This window comes from Allorhodopirellula heiligendammensis, assembly GCF_007860105.1.
In the GTDB taxonomy this organism is placed as follows: Bacteria; Planctomycetota; Planctomycetia; order Pirellulales; family Pirellulaceae; genus Rhodopirellula; species Rhodopirellula heiligendammensis.
In genome coordinates this window covers 267,022-289,711 of the sequence record NZ_SJPU01000003.1, presented here as the reverse complement: position 1 = coordinate 289,711, position 22,690 = coordinate 267,022, and the positions used below count along the sequence as shown (strand labels likewise).

Genomic DNA, 22,690 nt, shown 5'->3' with positions numbered 1-22,690 from the left:
CTGGGACGCTTGTGATCTCCAAAGAGTCTCCGGTGCCTGCAATTTCGGCGACCTACTACTCGCAAACGGCACACCGCAGGGTCGCCGTGGACTCCGTCGACGACCTGGTGGATGCCTTCGACGACGATGAAGTGACCTGGGTCGATATCCAAGGATTTGGAGATCGTTCGATCATGCGAAAGATCGGCGAGATTTTTCACCTCCACCCGCTGCTTCTGGAGGACGTCGTGAACGTTCCCCAGCGTCCCAAAAGCGAGCCCTACGACGACCAGCTACTGGTGATCGTCCGCATGGTCCGCCTCGGCGAACCGGACGATCAAGAAGAGCCGACGGTCGACATGGAGCAAGTCAGTCTGGTCATCACGAAAAACTACCTGATCACGTTCCAAGAAAAGCATGGAGATGTGCTGGATCCTGTCCGCCAACGATTGGTCGCCAATAAAGGGCTGATTCGCAAACGTGGCCCTGATTATCTCGCCTACGCGATCATCGATACGATTGTGGATGCCTATTACCCGGTCTTGGAGATATTAGGTGATCGGTTGGAGGCCCTAGAGGAAGTCGTGATCGACAACCCGTCACCAGCCGTACTGGGCGAACTGAACCGGCTCAAAAACCAACTGATTAATTTGCGACGGGCGATCTGGCCTCAGCGTGAAGCAATCAACGAACTCGTTCGCGGGGATCATCAGGTCATGACCGAAGAGGTTGGTGTCTATATGCGAGACGTTTACGATCACTGCATCCAAACGTCGGAAGTGGCTGAAATGTATCGAGAAATGGTTACGGGACTGATGAATACCTATCTATCTTCGGTGGCCAATCGAACAAACGAAGTCATGAAGGTATTGACAATCATGGCCAGTATTTTTATTCCACTGACCTTCATGGCGGGCATTTACGGAATGAACTTCGAACACATGCCAGAGCTGAAGTACCAATACTCTTATGCGGTGTTGTGGATTGCGATGGTTGCCGTTGCCATTGGAATGTTGGCTTACTTCTGGATGAAGGGCTGGATATTTGAACGACGAGGCTAGCTCCCCAGGCCCGCCCTCCCACGCCTCCTTTTCTACGCTCCGCTGTGCTCCGCGTTAACTTCGTGGCCAGCTTCTTGGGAACCCTACCGTGACTCTTCTGTTTTTGAGCCTGGCTGCAGCTTTAATTTTGCTCAATGGATTTTTTGTGGCCGCTGAGTTTTCACTTGTCAAAGTGCGCATCTCGAGAATCGAACAGCTTGCCAAGGCGGGCAAGCCGTTTGCGGGGACGGCTCGCTGGCTCGCCACGCGATTGGATGAGTCCTTGTCGGCCTGCCAGCTTGGGATCACGATGGCGTCGTTGGCATTAGGGTGGGTGGGCGAGCCCGCATTTGCCGCGCTCGTCGAACCGGTTCTGGGGTGGGGCGGCGTTACTGACCAACGGGCGATCCACGTGCTCGGGTTTGCCATCGCATTCTCGGTCATCACTGGCCTGCACCTGGTCGTGGGTGAGCAATTTCCAAAAATCTTTGCGATCCGTCGGCCTGAAATGGTGCTGCTGTGGTGTGCTCTTCCCCTGAAGTTCTGTTACGCGATCCTGTACCCATTCTTGATCATTTTAAATGTGGTGACCTCATTCTTGCTACGAATGGTTGGAATTCACGGGGCGTCGGATCATGGCAGTGTGAACACAGAGGAAGAGATTCGGGCGTTGCTACGTGAAGCGCACGTGCACGGAAATCTCTCCCGCAGCGAACATCGGCTGATTAATAATGTGTTTGAGTTTGACGACCTCATCGTTCGACGTGTGATGTTACCTCGGGGCAAAGTCGTATTCTTCGACGTCAACGAGCCAATTTCAGTACTGAGAGAGCTCGTCCGCAGGACCATGCATACCCGTTATCCCGTATGTGATGGATCGCTCGACAAGGTCTTGGGAGTCGTCCATATCAAAGATTTACTGACCGTGCCAGAAAGTGATGAATCATTTGATGTACGAACCATCATGCGTCCTCCCAAGAAGGTTCACGAGACAATGCCCATCAGCAGAGTACTGAGGCACTTCCAAGCAACTCACCAATTGATGGCCTTCGTCATCGATGAATACGGCACGATCACCGGCATGGTCACCTTGGAAAACGTCCTTGAGCGCATCGTGGGCGAGGTAGATGACGAGTTTGATAACGCAAATCCAAACATCGTCCCGGCAGGCCTGAGGGAATTTATCGTCAATGGCTCAACGCCGATTGATGAAGCGCGCCGCAAGCTCCAGATTCCGCTGACGGAGTCTGACGAGGCCGATACGGTCAGCGGTTTGTTAATGGATCATTCCGGACAGATTCTCTCGCAAGGTGACCGGATCGAAGTGGATGGGGCCGTCGCAGAAATCCTCGAGATGAAAAACGATAGTGCCACGAAAATTCGGTTTTGGGTCTCTGAGACGCCACCAATCTCGCGGCCATAGCTGGCTGATTCACCAGCGGTTGGAGCTCGCAGTATCAGCTCTCATTACCGGAGGCGTCCGTCCGACGGTGTTCGGTGCATAGGTCGGCACGGCTGAAACGTACGGGAGTGATCATCGATTTTCATTCTCTTGGGACAGCCCTGCGACTGTCGTCTGGGCCATTCAGCAATCGTGAATTCGCGGGCATTTTTGATCTGTTTTTATGCTGGGGGTTTCGTCACCATGCAACCGGCGAGCATAATGAAGCTTCTGCTAGAAAAAGGAATTCAATTCCTAGGTGGATGCGACTCTCGTTGGCACGCTATCAGCTAGGCAACTGCTGCCGTACGCAATTCCTATTCACGCTCTCAGCCGATCCCTTCGGCCTCTCTCCATCGTGGTGATTCTCATGCGAAAACGCGGTCCCATTCTCGTCGGCGGCGGTATCGCGTTGCTGATCGCCAGCCAGTTCTTCGACTTTGGACTCGGGTTTCAAGACGGGAGTGGCCCAGGAGACGCCACCGACCCAAATGCTCAGGTCTCGATGGATCCGAGCGTCTCTCGGTCCACCGCCGAGTCGAAGCGGGAAATTGCCGAAGACGAGATGTCCGAGGAGTCCATCCCGCGATTTGTTCCTACCGCCGAGCCAGTGCTACCAGACGTTGTCGACATCTTGATTGATGGAAGTCAGTATTTGGTCATTTCACAAGCGGGAGAGGGCGCTCGGGAGCCCATGACATTGGACCAAATCGTAGCGATGGCTGCCACGGTCGACGGTGAACCGAGTGGAATCCGTGTCCGTGTGGCCAGAACTCCCAACGCGGTTGCCTCAGCGGAAGCCGCCGTCATGAAGCGACTCGCAGACGCTGGGTTAGCCGCCGACGAAATCGACGCCAGACGTCAGCTCGTCGAGCTGAACTAGAAGAAAGTCAGATACCCGCCCCCCGGACTGATGCCCGGGGTGAACGCATCCCATGGCGTGGCGGTTACCGGGCCCGCGTACGCAGCGGAGGAAACCGTCACCAGCCGAGACGACTGCTCTAGATATCTTTCCAGCAGCGTTCCTTAGCACTCGCCAGGACCGCGTCGCAAACCTTCTGCGTTTCCAAGGCGTCCCGGAAATTCGGGTGCACAGGCTCGCCGGTCTCGAGTGATTTCAGAAAATCAGCGACCTGGTGAATGAACGTGTGCTCATAGCCGATCTGCAGTCCAGGAACCCACCAGTTTCCCATGTAAGGTTGATCACCGTCGCTGACGTGAATGCTTCGCCAACCTCGCACGATCGAATCATCGGAATGATCGAAGTATTCGAGGCGGTGGAGATCATGCAGATCCCAACGCAGCGAGGCGTGCTCGCCGTTGACCTCGAGCGTGTACAGGGCTTTGTGACCCCGGGCGTAGCGGGTCGATTCAAACAACCCGAGTGAACCGTTGTCGAAGTGGCAATGGAACATGCAGGCGTCATCGATGGTAACAGGCTGCTTGGCGCCCGTTTCGGCGTGCACTCGTTCTTTGACAAAGGTCTCCGTCATCGCCGATACATCTTTGATGCCACCGTTGAGCCACAGGGCCGTATCGATGCAGTGAGCCAGCAGATCGCCGGTAACGCCACTGCCTGCCGCGTCGGCATCGAGTCGCCAAGTCGCTGCACCACCTTGGGGCACGTCCGCGTTGATCGTCCAGTCCTGCAAGAAATTGGCACGGTAATGGAAGACTTTTCCTAACCGCCCCTCGTCGATCAATTGCTTAGCCAAGGTCACAGCAGGCACGCGGCGATAATTGTACCAGACCATATTGGCCACTCCGGCCTTCTCGATCTCTTCGCACATTTCCACACCCTCGGCAACGTTCATCGCCAAGGGCTTTTCGCACAACACCATCTTACCGGCCCGCGCCGCGGCGATCGCAATCTCCTTGTGCAGGTTATTGGGCGTGCACACATCAACGGCATCGATATCATCGCGAGCGATCAATTGTCGCCAGTCGGTTTCGATCGATTCATATCCCTGTTGGTCCGCGAAAGCTTGAGCCTTCTCTGCGTTGCGAGCGCAGACCGCTTTGAGCACCGGTTGGTATTCCAGATCAAAGAATCGGTTGGCTTGGCGATATCCATTGCTGTGCGTACGGCCCATAAAGCCGTATCCGATCATGCCGATATTGAGTGGTTTCATACTCTCGTGTTTGCCTTGATAAAAAAGTAAGTGAATTATGTTTACCAGCCATCGTCTTCAGAGCGTCAGGCATTCCAAAGACAACACCGCGATTCCATCGCGTCAAGAAGTTTGAGCACCCCAGGGCCACGCGGTGCGGTGGCGACTGGGGCATCAAGCATAATCTGCCAATGAATGACTGGTCGAAGTCAGGTTTGGGTCCCATCGGACCTACGCCGATGGCTCATTCCAACCGTGTGCATCTTGGACGCTGAGCATCGCAGCGAGAATCCCGTTCCACGTCTCAGCTTGGTGCATGACGTCGTTGGGGAACATGCAGCCGTCCCAGCAAATGTGCCGGCAAACCTGGAGCACATCACCGTGCTCATCTCGCAACCAGTGGGCGGCATCGACGGGAATATTGAGTTTGCCATTGGGGTCGTTCGGCAAACAGTGTCGTCCCGTCTTATCATGGCTGCCAGTGCCGTGCACCGTTGCGTCGTTTTGAGCGACGTGGAAGTCAATCGTCCAGGGCCGGAGAGCGTGGGTCAGTTCGTGCAAAGCAGCGGTCTTTTTCTCTTCGTCCTGCCAATCAAAATCTCGTGGTAGGATCGCGTCCTCAGGCGCGTTGTAACCGAGTAGATACAACAGGGTATGCGCCATGTCGGCCTGAAAACCGAGCCTTTCGGGATGGCCAACTCGTTCGAGCAAATCGACCATCGATCGCCAGCTGTGCATTCCCCCCCAGCAGATCTCGCCTTCTGCGGCAAGCCGCTCGTCATATTCCTCGGCGATATCGCAGGCAGCTTTGAAAGTATCTGCAATCGTACTTTGGTTTTTCTCAGGTGCTTCGAACCACTGAGCGGTTGGTGTCGCGCTGTCAATCCGGACCACACCATGGGGCCGAACGCCGAGTTCCCGCAGTTTGCGACCGATCTCGCAGCCCTTGCGGACCTGTGTCAGAAACGCCTCGACCTCCTCTGGGCTCCCCGCAGCGCTACCGCCGCCCGTCGGCGTCCACACGGGCGCGACGACCGTGCCGATGTCGAGGTTGCGGCTGCGGACCTTCTCTGCCACCAGTTCGAGGTCTTCGTCGGTAGCGTCGATCGAGATGTGAGGCTCGGACAGAAAAACGTCGACACCGTCAAATTTACGGCCATCGACTTCCGCAGCCGCGGTTAGATCCAGCATCTCATCAAGTGAAATCACCGGGTTTGCATCGTCGTCACCTTTGCCGACCACGCCCGGCCAAGCTGCGTTGTGCAGTTTGGGGAAAGAATGAGGATGTTGGCTCATCGAATCAAAACCATTGGAAAGTGAGGAAGGAAACGGTTAGGGGCCCAACACAACGGGCAGCGTTTAGGATCGGCATTCATGGCGTCTGTCGCCACTTCGTTGCGTTTGAAAATGCTTGCAGGTCCGCCACATGATTGCAAGTAGTGTAGTGGTTACCGCCCTAAATACTGATCGAGTTGCTCTGCTTTGCGAAGCAGATACGGGACATGTTGATTGGTTGCCTGGACTAATCGTTGCAGCTGACGCAGTTGATCTTGAAATTCTTGGCTGAATTTTCGCTGCTGTTCGTCCCGCCACGACTGCTCGAGCTGATTCATCTGTGCCGCGAGTGATCCGCCACGCTGCCGAAGTTCCTCGGTGAACTGTGAGAGTTGGGCGGCAAATTGGCGGATCTGGTCGGGATCTCCGATTGCTTGACTCATCGAGAAATGCTCCTACGTGTGATGGACATGGGCGGATTCTAAGACCGATGCCAAAGTTGATTTGTACAATTCATGCGTCGCTGCCACGCCGTGACGCTCCGCCAGATCGATCAACATTCTCAGTGCCGCGATGCGGACCTTCGGTGGCGACGTGACGCTACGCCGCATGGAGGCAATTCGGAACCAGTGCATCGATTCGATATCACTACCTAACACCAAATGGCACTTCCCGATCCAATAGGCTGCTGCGGAACTATGGTTGTCATTTGCTAGCAGCGGCTCGAGCTCGTTGATTGCCTCGGCATGCTTTTCGAGATCATAGAGGGCCTCGCCGAGGACAAGTCGAAAATGCTGCAGCGAGGGATCGCGGTTCAATCGAGCCCGGCAGACTTTCACGCGGCAATTCGCCCAATCCATCGAACAGCGATCGAGGTCTTGATCGAAGGCAGCGTTTTTTGCTTTCGCTGCCATTTCACGAACCTCGGTTAATTGCTGGATCGAACGGGCCAGCTGAGCCTCTTCAAATTCCCACAGCAAATCGAGATCATCGGGAAATACCTCGCATCCCTGCTTGAGAATCTTCGTCGCTTGCATGGGGCGTCCCTCGCTGCGGTAGATCGCCGCAAGTTCAAAGTACGCTTCACGATCCGTCCGGGCGTCTTTAAGCCGACGCTCCAAGGCCTGCCGTCGATTCGGCCCTCCGGTCGCTGCGTGGGGAGTCGATTTCTCAGACGAATCTCCTGCGGGATGAGCGGGTGATGACATCGGACGGAACGCGACCTTCGAAGAAGAGGTGTGGGGCCCTATCACTATAACGCAAACCGCACAGCGGGGTTGGTCTCATCGGCCCCTTAGCCAGCACATCGCGTTTTCGCAGCACCGATGGGATCTCTACGCCACATCCTGATACAATCCTCGTACTGACTCGGTGTCCAACGCGATCGGGTTGAACGTACCCGTCCACTGCTGCAGAGCATCCTCAACAAAAACGTCCAGTTGCGACGTTGGAATCGACAGTGCCCCAAGCGACGTTGCCAGTCCGGCTGATCGGACCCATCCTGCGACCAAGTCAGCCAAGCGATCTGGGGCATCCTCCACACGCAGCGGTGGATCTCCTGGAAGTGCGATCTCTCGCAGCAGCTCGGCGTACCACAGCGCATGCTTGGTTCCGTTGAACCGAATGACTGCCGGCAACATCAATCCGACCGCTTGTCCATGCACAATGTCGTGCCGTGCGGTCAATGGATTCGCCGTCGCGTGGGCGGCGCCGAGCATGGAGGTTTCAATCGCCATTCCGGCCAACGAAGCGCCTAACTGCATGTCGCCCCGAGCGACTAAATCATCGGGTGCCTGCAACACTCTCAAGAAGGACTTGGCTAGCAATCCAAACGAGCTGCGACTATACGTCGTGGACATCGCGTTTCTACGAACGGTCACATAGGTCTCGATGGCGTGAGAGATCGCATCGATGCCTGTCAAGCTCGTCACCCGGGCGGGCATGGTTACGGTCAGTTCAGGATCGAGTACTGCAATGCGACAAGCGGCCCGGGGATCACCGCAAGCCATCTTGGTGTGAGTCTCATGATCACTGATCAATGCGAAACTTTGCGTCTCACTGCCGGTGCCACCCGTCGTCGGGACCGCGATCATCGGCAACAAGTCCGACGTTGCCTTGCCAACTCCGTGATAGTCGTGGATCCTGCCCCCACAGCTATAAACGAAATTAATACCCTTGCAGCAATCCAGGCTGCTGCCTCCGCCCAGACCGATCAGCAGATCGGGTGCAAACGCTGCTGCGGAAACCACGCCAGCATCGACCATGGCAGACGTTGGATTTTCGGCGAAATCGTGGAAAGACCCCACTACCAACCCCGCCCGCCGCAGCGAATCGGCGATTTGCTGAAAATGACCTGCAGCGACAATTCCCGCATCACTGACAACCATCACCCGCTTGGCTCCCAGCGAAAGCGAGAGCTCGGCAATTCGGGTAGAAGATCCCGGACCAAAAATTAAACGCGTTCGCGGCTGGACATCAAATGGAGCCTGAGTCGTCCATTGGGCGGTGGATACGTTGGTCGTGGTCATATCGCCATGAAATCAAGTGTTCCCACGCTCCCGCGTTGCGTGGCGGAAATGCGGCCGGGATAATAATGAAATACGACATCCATCGTGCCGCCGAAAATCGAATCACGCCAGCCCCCAGCGCATCCGCCATACGACAATCCGTTGCGATCGGTGTGCCCGCTGATTTTGCCGCCACGCGCCTACACAGATGCCTTGCTCGACGGGAACGCTAACGGGTAATGAAACGAGGATCCACTCGCACCGCCTGACGAGCGTGGAACGCCGGAGAAACGACTACGAAATGCGGGCCAACGGACCGGCTGTTTGAGTGCAAACCGCCGGACCGTTGGCCCGCAATGCCGCGTCGAGCTGGGTTGCCCACAGCTCGACCGCGTTTTCTGATTGAAAAGTGGGACTGGCCACCGAGGGTCGCCAGCTTCGCCGGACCTAGTTGTCCGACGCGTTGCCCCGCCCACCGCCGGCACCGCCACGTCCGCCGCCAGCACCGCCGCGGCCACCACGTCCGCCACCTGCACCGCCGCGACCACCAGCAGCGTCGCCACCGCGACCTCCACCGACTCCGCCACGATCACCGCCACGATCACCACCACGGCCACCACGGTCGCCAAAATCAAATTCGGTGCCCTTCATTTCTTTGAACTTGGCTTTTTGTTCGGCAGTCAAAACGTCTGTTACCGACTCTTCAACTTCGTCGCGGAATTCGGTCATTTTTTCCCGCATGGAGTCTCGGTCACCTGACTGCATCAATTCCTGCATCTTGTCACGCATGGCGGACTCTTGCTCGCTGCGGACTTGGTCCAGTTTCGCAACTTGTTGCGAGGTCATGCCGAGTTCTTTTTGAACTTCGGCATCACCGAGAGCCATCACACCGCGCTGCTGCAGCGCCAGTTGATCGAGCCGTTGCAGTTGAGTCGGCATGAGCACTTCTTCGAGAAGCTCACGTGATTTCGCGGCTTGTTCTTTTTGTGCGGCTTGCATTTTCGCGAAGAACTTTTGGCGTTCTTCTTCGCTCGCATTTCGGAAATCGAAATTACGAGTGTCGGCATCGCCTTCGCCCCGTGGTTGATCACGAACCTGTCGTTCGATTTTGGTAATGGCAGCTTCCTGCTCCGCATCGATTTTGAGTTCTTCGCGAACTTCGGGTGAACGCAGCAAGCCCATCACCGGGTCGCCGCCACGCATCATGCCACCACCACCGAAACCGCGTTGGCCGCCACCACCTTGGCGACCACCCGCACCTCGCCCGCCACCATTGTCGGTACGACCGGGCGGCTGCGCAAATGCTGTTTGGACTTCAGAAACCTCTAACACGACCGTGATCGCGACCAGAGCAGCAACACCAGTAAAAAAACGTGTCTTCATTCGGGGGCCTACAAGAGAGAAAGAGGTAGGGCGAAGCTAGCGCCCACAAGATTAGTTAAGTCCCTTGTACAACCCCCCTGCGTGCGCGAAGTTTCGCACGCCATCACCAGAAATACTCGAAATGGCCTAGACAAGAATGAACTGCTTGGCGCAGTTCGACAGGCACTTCGCTAACCCCTCATGTGGACACCGGCTTCACTGGCCGGTCGGGTTAGGCAACGCTGCAAACCGAATGACGTTTGCGCGACACCCCTGGCCTATCTTCGCGACGAGAGGTGAGATTAATTCCTTCGCTCAGCAGTTGAGAAATGAACCCAACAGGTTGCTTAGCGACGGGCTTTCTTGATCTTTGCGCCACCTTGGCGAACCTTGAACTTTGGATTGCTCTTGCAGATCACATAAATTCGGCCACGGCGTTTGACCACTTGGCAATCCGGGTGGCGGTACTTCAACGCGCCGATGCTGCTGACGACCTTCATGGGTGGGATTCTCGGTTAGTGAGCGATTAAAAAAGGGGCTGAATGGCCCCGACAGTTTTGCGGACCGGCAGAATAGCGAATTTTCTCGCGTCGGCAACGCCAAACATGGGGTTATCGCAACATTTGCTCGAACGCAGCCACTAAATCTTGGCGTGGGAACAAACAAAACGAGAGCTCGCGGCTAGCCAGAATTTGTTCTTCGCTCGCCTCCAGCCGTAAACGCTGCAGCTCCGCCTGCATTTCCTGCCGCTGCAACTGCAACTCGGCGGCCAGCTCCCGATTCACGTGAGTGATATCCTGGTGCCACTGGGCGCGCGAACCCTGGGAGGGCATCTGTTCAAGCAGCTCCCGTTTCCGCTGTGCCAACGGTTGCCTGCGACCGGCCGTGGCCTGCGTCCATAACTCGCCGTGGTACTGCGTGTCGCGGATACGGCTCTGGAGCACCTGCATCGCGTGGGGGCGTTCGGGGTCGCGATCTTGCCCTGGTAATCGCACTGTCGCCGAGACAACCTGCAATGCCGGTGGCGTCACACCAAAGAAATGGCAGATGATCCGGTCGGCCAGCTGATCGTATTTGCCACCACCGATCCCATGCAAAAACAGATCGCTGAGCAGCAATCGGGCGAACATGGTGGTCATCAATGCGCGGGGGCGAAGTTTGAACTCCGGCGATGCTGATTCTGCGAGCACCTCTGCGGCCGCGTCACGGTCGTCCGCTGGCAGCAGAAGGGACCGTCGCGCAGTCTCACTGCTGCGTCGATCACTAAGTTCGATCTGGCCGCCGTGCCGACGCACCCAGACGGCGCGGCGCGTGGGATGATCGTTCCCATACACCCAGAGCGGCAGTTCTAGCCAATCACCCTCCCGGCCCAGATTGGGCACCGGGTGCGCCGTACTGCGGATGCCATGCCACGCCCGGTAATGGTCAGCAGCGTCATTGTAAACCTGGCAGAAACGCTCGGCATCGTCGATCATTTCCATCACGAATCTCGCAAACGGAAGGCCTCGCACAGCGACACCAAGCGGGATCTCGAGAGTTTGCCACCCCAGATCCGCTTCGAGCCGATGCCGAGCTTGTGCCAACGCACAGCCGGCGATTTCGCAGCGTCGAATCGCCGCCCGCGCATGGGGCCACAATTCACTGACCAAGGGGTTCGCGACGAGTGGTGCAATGGCGTGGCGAACCTCTTGATCAAATCGGTCGAACTGACGGAGGTCGCGAATTTTGGCTTGCTCGTAGGGAATCCCCGCGCCACCTTCGTCGTAATGAACCGAACTGAAATAGACACGTCCAATCGCGTCGCGCATCGGCACCCGGATCGAACGCCCGGCGGCCACGTCGTTATCAATGACTAAGTTAATCGCATGCGCTCCGAGGTCTCCACCAAGGCGTTGCAGCGCAAAATTCTTGAACCACACGCCGGGGTGGAACAATGTTGGTTGATGACCGGCCATCACGATGGGTGTCGAGTCACGCGGCGTTGTGGCAGTCTGCGTCGCACCAGGAACATCTCGATAGGCAGATGTGTACTGCCGCGCATCGCCGAGCAATTGAGCGCGAGATTGCGTCCGCAGGCCCGCCCAAAAACTCGAGAGCTGGCGATCCAAGTTACCTTTGAGCAGTAACTCAGCATCCCCTAGCGGCGGCTCAATGAGAGCACTGTGGTTGTCGCTACAGGCGCGGTAGGCAAGGTACCCTGGCTCCGCAGCTTCACCAGGGCGGGTTTTTCGTTGACGATCGGCACAGGGGACGTCGTTCCAGTCAGGGTCCATGGAACTGTCGCGACGTTTCGTGGAAGGGTGCGGTGTGAGAGTATCTGTCAAAGCGATGATTCAGGGCCATTGAGGGTCGGTGATCGAGCGGTTCAACGACGCCAAACGTGATTGAACATCCAGTAGTCGTTGCCATGCGGCTTGTTTTAGCAAAACCTGTTCCGTAGCTTCATCCGTCTCAACGGTCTCAATCAGTCGCTCAAGTCGGTGTTGCAGATAGTCTAATATTTCGCAGAGCTGCGCTTTTTGGCCAGGGGTCAACCCATCCGGGATCGCGGGCAATTCGTCCACCTGCATCGCCTCCACGGGCAATTGGCCTTCGGGCGCCCGATGGAGTTCCACGGCGATGGAGTCATCAGAGGACTTGATATCACGGCTTTGCGAGCCACTGCCGCCACCGATTGACCGCAGCCGCTCGGCAATTTGCTCTTCAGAGCCGAGCAGCATCAAACTGCGTCCGACGGCGATCAGATCACCGTGCCGCAAAATTTTCAATTGGCACTCGGCTCCATTGACCTTGGTGCCGTTGGTGCTGTCCAGGTCCGTCAGTACCAGTCGGTCGTTGTCACGCTGAATTTTCAGATGGCAGCGACTGACTCGCTCATCATTGAGCTGAATGTCGTTGCCCTCTTCACGCCCGACGGTCAACGGCGTGCTGATGTTCTCAAAAATCTTGCCACGGTCCGATCCATGCAAAACTTTGATCGTTACATTCGTCACCAATGGCCTCGATCGTGATGAGAGTGATTCGGATTCGATGAACTTCCCGCGGGCAAGCCACCCGCATCCACCCCGCCTGCCACTAGTATAAACTCATGCCAGCAAGGTGGTTGGTGGATGGGAGTTCTGTTGGGAACCGATTCGAACACGGGGCTGGCCCTCTCCAGCAACTATTTCCAATATAACCAAAATGCAATCTCGCGTCGCCCCGGGCCAAGATGAGCCCTGGGACCGCATTTCCCTTACCCAAACGTGCCGTCGCCACTCGCTAGCAAAACGCATGCACTGCGAAAATCCCCGGCCTGGCAGGGGCCAGCAAGACTTTTCATGTTTCGGGAAACATCTTACTGGACAGTTTTATTGGACAGTTTCATTGGACCTGGGCGATCACGCATTTCAAATAGTCGCTCTCCGGGCAGGAGACAGCACAGGGATGGTCGGGCGATGGGCCGCGGGACTGCAGGATGACAATGTCCCGCTGGCGTTTTCGCCCTGCATCGACGAGCATGTTGAGGAAGTCAGCGCGAGACACATGCCCCGAGCAACTGCAAGTGACCAAGATCCCGCCGGGCGGTAACAGGTCCAGCGCTGACATATTTAACCGGCCGTAGGCACGCAGCGCCGCATCGACTTGGCGGCGGGCACCAGCAAACCGGGGTGGATCCAAGATCACGGCATCGAAAGTCTCCTTTCGCGTACCGCGGGCCTTTAAATCGTCGAAGCAATCGGCGCGTTCAAACTGCACCTGATCGAGGGAATTTTTACGCGCATTTCGCCGCGCCATCTCGAGTGCTTTCTCGCTGCTATCGACGCCGATCACTTCGCTGGCACCGCCCTGTGCGGCAGCGAGCGCAAACCCACCTGTATAGGTGCAGATGTCCAACACGCGGCGGCCTGACATGTACCGCGCCGCCTCGGCATGGTTGGCTTGCTGGTCGAGATAGCCCCCCGTTTTCTGACCGTCACGCAGGTCGATCGCCATCTCTAAATCGTTGTGGTGATACCAGACGGTGTCCGCCTCCGATGAAATCACCTCGCTTGAGTCCCCTGCACCGGTCACTGGTGGGGACGAGATCCCGCGACTCCACGACTCCACCTCAGCGATTTGTTCAGCCGTGATTCCTTCATGCCGGGCCGTCGCCGCATCGACACGCGCGATCACCCGTGCGCAGGGGGTATTGTATTTTTCGGCGGCCTTCAAAACTTCCTCGATCAAAAACGGTCCTCGTGAGAGAAGTGCCGCTGCTGTGAACTGAATACTCAAGCAATCCGCGTAACGATCTACAATCAATCCGCTGATCCGGTCCGATTCGCTGAAGATCAACCGCTCCCCCGCACTACTGAGGTTGGCCGCGGGGGTCAGGCGGCGACGCGCCACAGCTTCGTCAATGCGTTGGGCGAACAGTGCATCATTGATCTCTTGGTCACGAGAATAACTATACAGTCGCAACCGCAATCGACTGGCGGGATTGCACAAACCGCGTGCGATCCAATTGCCGTCATGATCGAGCAATTCTACCGACTCACCTACCGTCGGCGCGAGGTCGTCGACATCGCCGGGCGTCTGATCGGCTGGCGAGCTCTGGATGGCTCCGTCGGAAGCTGCGAGCGAGCCATCTTGTTTCTCATGCGTACGCTGTTCTTTTTGCTGCGAAGTTTTGCTCGACGAAGCCGCCGCGGTGCGTGGTGATGCAATCGCCGTCGCCAGCACCCAGGGGTGTCGCGACAAGAATGGGAAATGGCGGTTGGGTTTCGTTCGCAGCGTTGCCGACTCAGCAGTGGCGGGGGCTGCAACATCGCTGGGCGTCATCGGGTCGGCAGGCGCCGGGTCGGCAGGCTTCGGATCGGGGTGCGAATTCACGGAGTTCGGATTTCGAAGTAGAAGGTCAATAAGAAATTAAGTTGGAATTTTCGTTGTTGGCCGGTTGGCCGAAGCCTGACAAATAGGCAAAATAGGCTGCTAGTGATCGAGTGGGTTGATCGATCTGTACTCGGCGGCGACTTTTTTAAGCGAAGTTTGGCGGCCACGAGGCCGATACTCGACGGGGTTGCCGATACCACGACTACTTGTCATGGCCCCTCAATCACAGTTGTTTTTTCAAAATAAACTAAGGTAAAAAGTTATGCACGTCGTCGCCGAACCCTGCTCGGGATGCAAGTACACCGATTGTGTCGTCGTTTGTCCGGTGGAGTGTTTCTACGAGGGCGAGCAAATGTTGTATATCCACCCTGAGGAATGCATCGATTGCGAAGCATGTGTTCCGGAGTGCCCCGTCGAAGCGATCTTCCACGAAGACAATCTACCTGACGAATGGAAAAACTACATCGAAATTAACGCGACGGAATCCGAAAAATGTGAAGTGATCACGGAAAAACAAGATCCGTTGGTGGACGAATAGTCCCACTGTGTCTTGGCTTGCCTGGATTCAACGTGCCGTTTTCCTGCTCGTCCTGATCGGCTTGGTCAGTGCGGCGAGCAAAGCGGTTGAGCGATGGCAAGCCGAAACGTCTGTATTAAAAACCGAGGCTCAGCGGCTACGAAGTGACGCGGCCGCCGAGCCGGATCCGCTGGTCTCGGCAGCCTTGGCAAGAGACGCCGAGCGTCGTGAGTCCTCGCTGCCCTCTTTGGCCAATGTGCGCTGGGAGCGAGTCAGTTTGGCTGGTTTGCTGTATGCCTGTGGCCTCGTGCCGCCCGGCTGCGTACTGCATTGCTGCTTGAAGGCACTTGCGGTCTCCTGCACGCTGCGAAGGGCGATCGCCGCGCAGCTGCTCGGGCACGCGGGCAAATACATTCCTGGCAAAGCCATGGTTGTGTTTCTGCGAGTGGGCGCGATCCTACCTCAGTCGGGCACAAGTGTCGTGGAAGCGGCTGCCGGATCTGGAGCGAACGAAAGTGGGCCGCCACAGCGGGACACGGGCCGGCCACTGGGGCGAGCCACGAGCAGCGTGTTTTTTGAAACTCTTGTGATGATGGGTGTTGGGGCTGCCGTCGCAGGTGTGTTGCTATGGCAATCCCCACTGCCCACTTGGGTCCGTGGCTGCGCAGCAGCGATGGCTGGATTGTCGTTGATACCCGTTTGCCCGCCAATTTTGCGCCGGATATTGGCTTTCATCGCTGCCCGCCGCAAGCTCGCCTCCAGTCCCGATGGCGGCATTGCCTCAACCACCATCACCTGGTCATTGCTAGGTCAATGCTGGCTGCTATCGCTCGTTTCCTGGGTGCTCATCGGGCTATCGTTTGCAATGTTGATCACGGCAATCCCGTCATTCGCCCCGCTCCCGTCGGCGACTCAAATCGTGACAGTCGCTACCGCCGCAATCTCATTGGGCATGGTGCTGGGGTTTGTCTCACTGCTACCCGGCGGGGCGGGAGTTCGCGAGTATGTGACCCTGCTCGTGCTCGCGCCCTTGATTGGACAAACTCATGCGTTGCTCGCTGTCATCGCGGCGCGACTGATGTTTATCCTCGTCGAAGCCGTTTTAGCAAGCCTATCTGCGGCATACCTGCGCCATCTCCGCTACCTGCAACCGATATCTCACGGATGAATTCTGCACTGCACAGTCGAACGCATTCGTTCGGCTTTTTACCCTACATCAAACCCTATGGAATGACGTCTCGCGAACTCGTCAATCGAGTCCAGCGCCGACTCCGCCGCGAACTCAACGATCGCAAGCTCAAGGTCGGCCATACTGGGACGCTCGACCCCCTGGCGGACGGGCTCGTTGTCATCGCCGTGGGTGCCGCCGCACGCCTGACACCATGGATGCTCCAACACGCCAAACGATACGTCGCCCGGTTCGAATTGGGCGTCAGCAGTACCTCGGGCGATCTCGAAGAGCCGATTGTGGCACTTGCCGACGCGCCGCAACCTACCATGGCAGAAATTCAGATCGCCTGCGACCATCTCCACGGCTGGATCGACCAAACTCCTCCCGGTCATTCGGCAATATGGATCGATGGGGAGCGCGCCCATCAACGGATGCGCCGGGGTGAGCAGTTTGAGATGCCCACCCGTCGAGTTTGGATCGATTCAATCAAAGTGACACGGTATGAATACCCCCATCTCGATGTCGATGTTCGCTGCGGTTCAGGCACCTATCTGCGGTCCCTTGGTATGGATATCGCCGCGCGATGTCAGAGTGTGGCTGTGATGACCAAGCTAACACGCAGCGAAGTGGGACCGTTCGAAATTGCCTCAGCTGTCGGTACCGTACCGCCAGATGACCCGCCGCCGATGAACCGTGAACAACTCGCCGAAGGGCTGAGCCCGATGGCGATAATTGGCGACCTGCGACAAGCTATTCAAGCTCCCGTCGTTGGGTTGGCTCATCTGCCTTCGATGCACCTGGACAGCGACGACGTGGAGCGACTCCGCCACGGCCTGCCCATTTCTGGCGAACCACAAATGCCCTCGCAACAAGATCTGGGGCTGACCGGGGCGCGGGCCGAATCTCTGGACCGCCACAGCGGTGAGGCATCCGCCGTTCAACCAGTCGTCGAGGAATGCATTGCCAAGGACGGTCAAGGTGATTTGGTGGCAGTGCTGCGGATCAAGCGAGGACTGTGGGCTCCCTACCGAGTTTTCGCGCCGTCGCGATGAAGGCCCACGGCAAAAAAGAAAAACGTTGGCCGGGCAATTGCTCGGCCAACGTCAACAGTTCTCTCACTCAGGGCACGCAGTGGCCGACCGACCTACTCAAGCTGCGCGGTCTCGCGTGAGGCGCGAGTCCCCAGCGCCCCCCACAATCCGAACGTACTCTGTGCTCCCGTGTGAGCCGGAGTCATCTGCTGGTTACCAGCCTCGATGCTTTCGGTAATGAACCTGACCGCACCATCACCCATCAGAACGTGTGCACCACCCTGGTGACGACTCGAGGCTGACGAGATTCCCTGAGAGGCATCGCCCCCACGGAAACAACTCAAGCTATTTGGTGGCTTGATCGTGTGGAATGCCGTGTACTGGATCCGACCATCTGCCCAGCGACCTCCGCGGATTTGGTTGCCACCACCTACGCTGGCGCTGGTGAGCCAAAACTGCGGGCGTGCAGGATCCACCTGGTCGTCACAGGCAGAAGGAATCGTGGAGATCGTATCGGGCCCGTTGAGCACAAACTCTGAAATGATTTCGCGTCCACCGAGAATCGTGGCAATCTCGCCCATGCAGATCGTGCCGGAGAGGCCGTCCAAACAATCACGGAAGCGAGTGGTATGGCGACACCAAAACATCCCCCGGTTGCGTGCTTGGGCCTGTTGCGCTCGGTTATTGTTATTGCTGCCGCCGCCCAGACGCATACTGCATTCATCATTGTCCAGCGGGTCAGTTGCATCGTAGATGCCACTTTCGTTCTTCCCACCACTGTGGGTCAGCTCCATCACATCTCCGACACATACCGCGTAGTTGCAGCGTCCCAGGGCGGGCAGTCCCCGGCCGGGGTCGCTCGGGCAGCGCAGCATCGGAATCTCCGTCATCCATGGTGGATAGTAAGTCTGCCAAGGACCGGGCCCCATCGGTGGGCTGTCGGGCGGGTACGCGAGGGTCCCATCGCCATTGCGATCAAACGGATTACTGATTTGTTGCCAGAGGGCTTGTTGCTCGACGAACGGGGTCAATCCGACTTGGGCACTGATATAAAGTCGATTACACACCTCGGAGTTGTTCGTGTGCGTGCGAGTGTTGCCCGTCATGTGCTGGGGCAACTGGTTATAGGCCGAATGATAATTATGTAACCCCAGACCAATTTGTTTGAAGTTATTACTGCAACTCATCCGTCGAGCTGCTTCGCGGGCGGCCTGAACGGCGGGCAATAAAAGCCCTACCAGGACGCCGATGATGGCGATAACCACCAAGAGTTCGACCAGCGTGAACGCTGACCGGGAAAGCCGTTTCATGGAATGAACCCTACATTTCTAGAACAGAAAAAAATGAAATTACGGCGGACGCTCCGTCCGTAACGATATGAGCCTCTTCAATGCTTGGTCACCAACTGCCCCATCACCGAGGAGCTGCCGCGGTAAACACGGCGTGCTGGACGCGGGCCGACTCAGCTCGGCGGTGGCCCGTCCATCTCCTCGACATAGGCCTTCTGCTCAGCCTGCTGCTCGGGCGTCATCCCGGCCTCATCAACAACAACAGGCTTATCGCTGGTGCATCCACCGAGACAAACCAACAAGGCAAAAACCGAAAGAAACTTCTTCATCACGAACCTATTGGGTAAAAGTAAAAAGAGGCGAGCAACTCGAGAGTCCGCAGGCCTGCCCTCGAGAGAGAGACGAAAAAATCAAGAAACGAGAACGAATACCCTCCCGCCATCGGCGGTTTATCAGCCTGCCCGTCAGTCGCCGCCGGCAGTTGTCAACACGTACCTCGCTGTCAACCATGACATTCCACAATGACCTTTTCTGGGCACGCAATGCGGCTGCAGAGGGGAATAATGCCACATTACCGTGGCAGTTCGCCACTGTCAAACTTTTTCTATGGTGATATTGGGTACAAATGTGGACGGGTTGCGTTGCCGCGAGACGTTTGCATGCCTCGTCACGCGCCCGCGCACCCCCACGCGGACAAGGTATCGGAGCAATTTGGTTAGCAACGAGGTCCGATCGCCAGCGGAGAGCAGCCCCCTTTTTGTTTGGGGAATCTGAGCTGGCATTGACGTTGGCAGGTGAAAATTCTTAGGACGGGACAATCTTTGCGAGATTTGCTTGATTTTTCTGATTGAAACGGTCGATCGCAATAGATGGACGTCTCACATAAATCAGCATTGCCCCGCTCCCTTCCTAAGGATGCGACGATGAAGCGAACGGAAATCGCCGAAACAAAACTCTCTCACCACGCCCAACTCTCGCGTCGGGGTGCCGCTCGCGCGGCCCTGGCTGCGTGTGTGATCGCAACATTTCCCGCGGTAGGCTGCCGAAGTGGCAAGCCATCCTGGAACATGTTTGGTCGCAGTGAGCCGTCTGCGGAGGTACTCGCGGGCTCCGGCCCCACGACTACTTATCCGTCGCCCCCATCAGCTCGAGCCACTCCCGAGGCAATTGCCTCGATCGCGGGGGGCACAACGCCTGAAACCGACAAGATTGCGGCGGCTCCAGAAACGAACGCCCCAGCGACGAGCGCCAATCCATACGCGTTGGCAGGCGACCAGGTAAAGACGCCCACCAGCGGCGTGCCAGCCGGGTTCCCAACGGGGAAAGTCCCTCCATCGGACGTCCCGCCGACCGTTTCCACGACACTTGCCGCGGGTGAGAACGCTGTACCTCCCGCCTATGCTTTGCCAGGTCGCAGCGGCCTGCCGGCATCCAGCGATCTAGCCGCCGCTGCGAATGGTTATGGCGGTGTCCCCGCAGCCACTCCAGCTGGTACCACGTCAGCCAGTAAACCCGAGGGCGCTGGTGGGTTGCCATCCGGCTATCAACTCGGCAAGGAGCCCATTGCCAATACTGAATCTGTGGCGGACGCGAAGTCGGCTCAGGCCAAGGCGTCACCAGCCCAAAACCCGTCCGGTTCTGCCTTTGGCATGCCACCTCTCGATGGAATGCAGGCTCCCGCTCCGTCCGCGACCGCCCAGGCAAGTGCCCCGGCGAGCTCTGGAGGCTTCGGGCTGCCCAGCGACATGATCCCGCCGCCTGCACCGATCGCGGCCGCTGCGGCACCGAACTCACCGGCAAATGCCATCGCGTCGTCTCCGACTGGTGCAGCTGGATCCCCTGCGGTGGCTGCGTTGGACCTACCACCGTCGAGCCCCTCGCCGCTAGGTAATTCCACGCCGAACTCGAGTTCGCCAGGAGGTGCGGAAAAGACTCCCGCCTACCAAACCGCTTCGGCGAGCAAGAATAGCAGCGGGACGGGAAGCGGTGGTTCGAACGACGTTCAGCCAGCGGGATACACGCCTGGAAGCACGGGCAAATCGTCAGGCTATCCGATCATGCGTTAACACCGCTTCTTTCGTTACATCTGCGAGAATCGCTCGAATCTGGTTTCGAGCTTGAGCATTTCATTCTCCTGCTCTCACACTACACGCCGTAGTTGACTAGTTTGGAGAGGTCATGTTCTCGCCCCGGCACGCGTGATTGGGGTGGACTTATCCGGTCTTTGATTTGAGCCAGCGGCACCAGCTGCTGGTGGTGCATCAAAGCTGGCATGTGGAGCCGTCGGCTAACCAAGTCCCCGCCGCCACCGCAGGCCCATTCGATTCTCGTCATGAAGCTGACGTCGATACCGAGCCTCTACCGAAATCTGCGTCGTGGACGCGAGATTCTGGCGGTGTTGCGCCGTTATGGTCTGGCCGACTGGCTGAGCCGGTCGCCGCGACTGCCATTTCGTAACTGGATCACCGATCGATCCGGCGTACCGCTGACGCAGTACACGCGGGCGGAGCGGATCCGGATGGCAATTACCGAACTGGGTCCCACCTTCATCAAGGTCGGGCAGGTACTCGCCTCTCGCGCCGACCTCGTGGGAGTCGAGTTAGCAGAGGAACTCAAGGGATTGCGCGGCCGGGTCGAGCCAGACAGCGCCGACCAGGTGCGGGCGACACTCCGCGCGGAACTGGGAGACGATTTCGAGACAAAATTCGAATCCTTCGACTTTGCGCCGTTGGCGACAGCATCAATCGGCCAAGTTCACCGAGCGGTGCTGCTCGACGGGCGCCGCGTTGTTGTCAAAGTGCAACGATCGGGGATTGACCGCTTGATGCGTCAGGACCTGGAGGTGCTCGAGGGGCTCGCCCAATTGGCCGCTCGTGTGGATACCCTTGCGATCTGGGGGCCGACGGACATGGTCCGCCAATTACGTCCCATGATTCTGCACGAACTCGATTTCAATCGTGAGCGTGGCAACCTCAAACAGTTCGCCGAGATGCTTGCCGATAATCACGAGCAAGTCGTTATTCCAGCGGTGGTTGATCGACTATGTAGCCGCCGCGTGCTGGTGATGGACGAGTTGGCCGGCGTCACCTTGGCAAGTCTGTTTAGCGGCCGCGCGCATCCGGCGGCGAAGGACCTTGGCTCCCGGGATGACGAGGCCGCGGGCCCGCCGCAGTCTCCGCAACTTCCGCGATTGTCCAAAGCAAATCTGCCATCAGGATTTGGTACCCGGTTGGCAAAGATCTACTTGAAGATGGTATTTGAAGACGGTTTCTTTCACGCCGATCCGCATCCCGGTAATCTTTTCTGTCTGCCCGACGGACGACTCGGCATTCTCGATTTCGGCATGACCGGGCGCATCGACGAAACGCTGCGGGAGTCGATCGAAGAGATGCTCTTTGCGATTCATGCTGGTGATCGACGTCGTTTGACTCGGCTGATTCGCGGTGTGGGCAGTCCTCGACTGGACTTGGATCAGGCCGCGTTAGAGATCGATGTCACCGAGTTTGTCGATACTTTCGGACGCCAATCGCTCGACCGGTTTGACCTCGCCGGATCATTGAACCAACTCAGCGAAATTCTGCATCGCCACGGGATCACCCTGCCCAACCAATCTGCGCTGTTGATCAAGATGCTGATTTCTCTTGAAGGCACGATGCGCGAACTCGGCGTGGGTTTCGATTCGCTTGATATCGTTCAAAACTACATGCGTCGCGTGATCTGGCGCCGCCTCTCGCCGAAACGTCGGTTGCGGCAAGCCCGTAGGATCTACTTAGAAAACGAAGCATTTTTAGAAGAGGCCCCCGAGCAGGTGCTGGCCATTTTGAACCAAGCAAGGCTCGGACAACTGCAGTTACGCCTGGATCCTAAGCGGATCACGCCAGCCGTCAATCGATTGGTCGTCGGACTGATGGCCAGCGCGGTTTTTCTTGGCTCGTCATTGATGTTGTCATACGAGGTTTCACCCGTGCTGTTCCCCAACGCCCCCATGGTAGGACTCAGCAGACTGAGCATCCTGGGACTCGTTGGGACACTCGCGAGCATGACGGTGATGACCGCTTTGTGCCTATCGATTTGGCGTAGTGGCCGCGATTAAGCTTTCTCGGGGGCTCGCGT

General features: G+C 57.5%; 21 protein-coding genes. 8 read left to right on the top strand and 13 right to left on the bottom strand.

From position 1 onward, the window contains the following. Nucleotides 1-32: 32 nt before the first annotated feature. From corA to Poly21_RS21050, 3 genes are all read left to right on the top strand, one after another. A complete protein-coding gene (corA, locus tag Poly21_RS21060; RefSeq protein ID WP_302119999.1) occupies nt 33-1,040 on the top strand; it encodes a magnesium/cobalt transporter CorA in 1,008 nt (335 codons plus the stop codon). An 88-nt stretch (nt 1,041-1,128) separates the two neighbouring features. Beyond that, nucleotides 1,129-2,442 (top strand): hemolysin family protein, encoded by a 1,314-nt coding sequence (locus tag Poly21_RS21055; RefSeq protein WP_146409031.1) that lies wholly within the window; start codon nt 1,129-1,131, stop codon nt 2,440-2,442. A gap of 388 nt (nt 2,443-2,830) precedes the next feature. Next, complete coding sequence (locus Poly21_RS21050) at nt 2,831-3,343, top strand: hypothetical protein (RefSeq protein WP_146409030.1); 513 nt, start codon at nt 2,831-2,833, stop codon at nt 3,341-3,343. 118 nt (nt 3,344-3,461) lie between these two features. Here Poly21_RS21050 and Poly21_RS21045 read toward each other — a convergent pair whose 3' ends face one another. From Poly21_RS21045 to Poly21_RS21000, 10 genes are all read right to left on the bottom strand, one after another. Beyond that, on the bottom strand, nt 3,462-4,592 hold the full coding sequence (locus Poly21_RS21045) for a Gfo/Idh/MocA family protein (protein WP_146409029.1): 1,131 nt from the start codon (nt 4,590-4,592) through the stop codon (nt 3,462-3,464). Between the two features lie 210 nt (nt 4,593-4,802). Continuing rightward, on the bottom strand, nt 4,803-5,867 hold the full coding sequence (locus Poly21_RS21040; RefSeq protein WP_146409028.1) for a sugar phosphate isomerase/epimerase family protein: 1,065 nt from the start codon (nt 5,865-5,867) through the stop codon (nt 4,803-4,805). Nucleotides 5,868-6,019: 152 nt separating this feature from the next. After that, the gene (locus Poly21_RS21035; RefSeq protein WP_146409027.1) at nt 6,020-6,289 is read right to left on the bottom strand and encodes a WXG100 family type VII secretion target; all 270 of its coding nucleotides are present in this window, start codon (nt 6,287-6,289) and stop codon (nt 6,020-6,022) included. Nucleotides 6,290-6,301: 12 nt separating this feature from the next. Continuing rightward, nucleotides 6,302-7,054: a tetratricopeptide repeat protein gene (locus Poly21_RS21030; RefSeq protein WP_146409026.1), complete on the bottom strand. Its 753-nt coding sequence runs from the start codon at nt 7,052-7,054 to the stop codon at nt 6,302-6,304. Nucleotides 7,055-7,180: 126 nt separating this feature from the next. Continuing rightward, entirely contained in the window at nt 7,181-8,374 is a 1,194-nt protein-coding gene (locus Poly21_RS21025; RefSeq protein ID WP_146409025.1) for an iron-containing alcohol dehydrogenase, read from the bottom strand. A gap of 426 nt (nt 8,375-8,800) precedes the next feature. After that, nucleotides 8,801-9,736, bottom strand: a complete 936-nt coding sequence (locus Poly21_RS21020) for a hypothetical protein (protein ID WP_146409024.1) — start codon at nt 9,734-9,736, stop codon at nt 8,801-8,803. Between the two features lie 326 nt (nt 9,737-10,062). Continuing rightward, on the bottom strand, nt 10,063-10,215 hold the full coding sequence (gene ykgO, locus Poly21_RS21015; RefSeq protein ID WP_145299243.1) for a type B 50S ribosomal protein L36: 153 nt from the start codon (nt 10,213-10,215) through the stop codon (nt 10,063-10,065). A 111-nt stretch (nt 10,216-10,326) separates the two neighbouring features. Then, nucleotides 10,327-11,988, bottom strand: coding sequence for a hypothetical protein (locus Poly21_RS21010; protein WP_302119992.1), 1,662 nt, complete (start codon nt 11,986-11,988; stop codon nt 10,327-10,329). Between the two features lie 60 nt (nt 11,989-12,048). After that, entirely contained in the window at nt 12,049-12,708 is a 660-nt protein-coding gene (locus Poly21_RS21005) for an FHA domain-containing protein (RefSeq protein WP_146409023.1), read from the bottom strand. Between the two features lie 370 nt (nt 12,709-13,078). Then, nucleotides 13,079-14,518 carry a class I SAM-dependent rRNA methyltransferase gene (locus Poly21_RS21000; RefSeq protein WP_146409470.1) on the bottom strand — a complete coding sequence of 480 codons (1,440 nt, stop codon included), beginning with the start codon at nt 14,516-14,518 and terminating at the stop codon, nt 13,079-13,081. A gap of 313 nt (nt 14,519-14,831) precedes the next feature. Here Poly21_RS21000 and Poly21_RS20995 point away from each other — a divergent pair, with 313 nt between their 5' ends. From Poly21_RS20995 to truB, 3 genes are read left to right on the top strand one after another with little or no spacing between them, the layout of a single operon-like run. Then, nucleotides 14,832-15,107 (top strand): ferredoxin family protein, encoded by a 276-nt coding sequence (locus Poly21_RS20995; protein ID WP_146409022.1) that lies wholly within the window; start codon nt 14,832-14,834, stop codon nt 15,105-15,107. Nucleotides 15,108-15,114: 7 nt separating this feature from the next. Then, on the top strand, nt 15,115-16,254 hold the full coding sequence (locus Poly21_RS20990) for a lysylphosphatidylglycerol synthase domain-containing protein (RefSeq protein WP_146409021.1): 1,140 nt from the start codon (nt 15,115-15,117) through the stop codon (nt 16,252-16,254). Continuing rightward, nucleotides 16,251-17,309, top strand: a complete 1,059-nt coding sequence (gene truB, locus Poly21_RS20985; protein WP_146409020.1) for a tRNA pseudouridine(55) synthase TruB — start codon at nt 16,251-16,253, stop codon at nt 17,307-17,309. The genes Poly21_RS20990 and truB overlap by 4 nt, the downstream gene beginning before the upstream one ends. Before the next feature lie 92 nt (nt 17,310-17,401). Here truB and Poly21_RS20980 read toward each other — a convergent pair whose 3' ends face one another. Further along, nucleotides 17,402-18,598: a DUF1559 domain-containing protein gene (locus Poly21_RS20980; protein WP_146409019.1), complete on the bottom strand. Its 1,197-nt coding sequence runs from the start codon at nt 18,596-18,598 to the stop codon at nt 17,402-17,404. 152 nt (nt 18,599-18,750) lie between these two features. Continuing rightward, a complete protein-coding gene (locus Poly21_RS27815; protein WP_302119989.1) occupies nt 18,751-18,906 on the bottom strand; it encodes a hypothetical protein in 156 nt (51 codons plus the stop codon). A 594-nt stretch (nt 18,907-19,500) separates the two neighbouring features. Between Poly21_RS27815 and Poly21_RS20975 the strand changes: the two genes are divergently transcribed. Then, nucleotides 19,501-20,643 carry a hypothetical protein gene (locus tag Poly21_RS20975; RefSeq protein WP_302119987.1) on the top strand — a complete coding sequence of 381 codons (1,143 nt, stop codon included), beginning with the start codon at nt 19,501-19,503 and terminating at the stop codon, nt 20,641-20,643. A 79-nt stretch (nt 20,644-20,722) separates the two neighbouring features. Here Poly21_RS20975 and Poly21_RS27810 read toward each other — a convergent pair whose 3' ends face one another. Continuing rightward, entirely contained in the window at nt 20,723-20,911 is a 189-nt protein-coding gene (locus Poly21_RS27810; RefSeq protein WP_302119984.1) for a hypothetical protein, read from the bottom strand. On the opposite strand from Poly21_RS27810, the gene Poly21_RS20970 reads away from it, so the two are divergent. Beyond that, complete coding sequence (locus tag Poly21_RS20970; RefSeq protein WP_146409017.1) at nt 20,910-22,670, top strand: ABC1 kinase family protein; 1,761 nt, start codon at nt 20,910-20,912, stop codon at nt 22,668-22,670. The two genes, Poly21_RS27810 and Poly21_RS20970, sit on opposite strands and share 2 nt — an antisense overlap. The last annotated feature ends 20 nt before the right edge of the window (nt 22,671-22,690 follow it).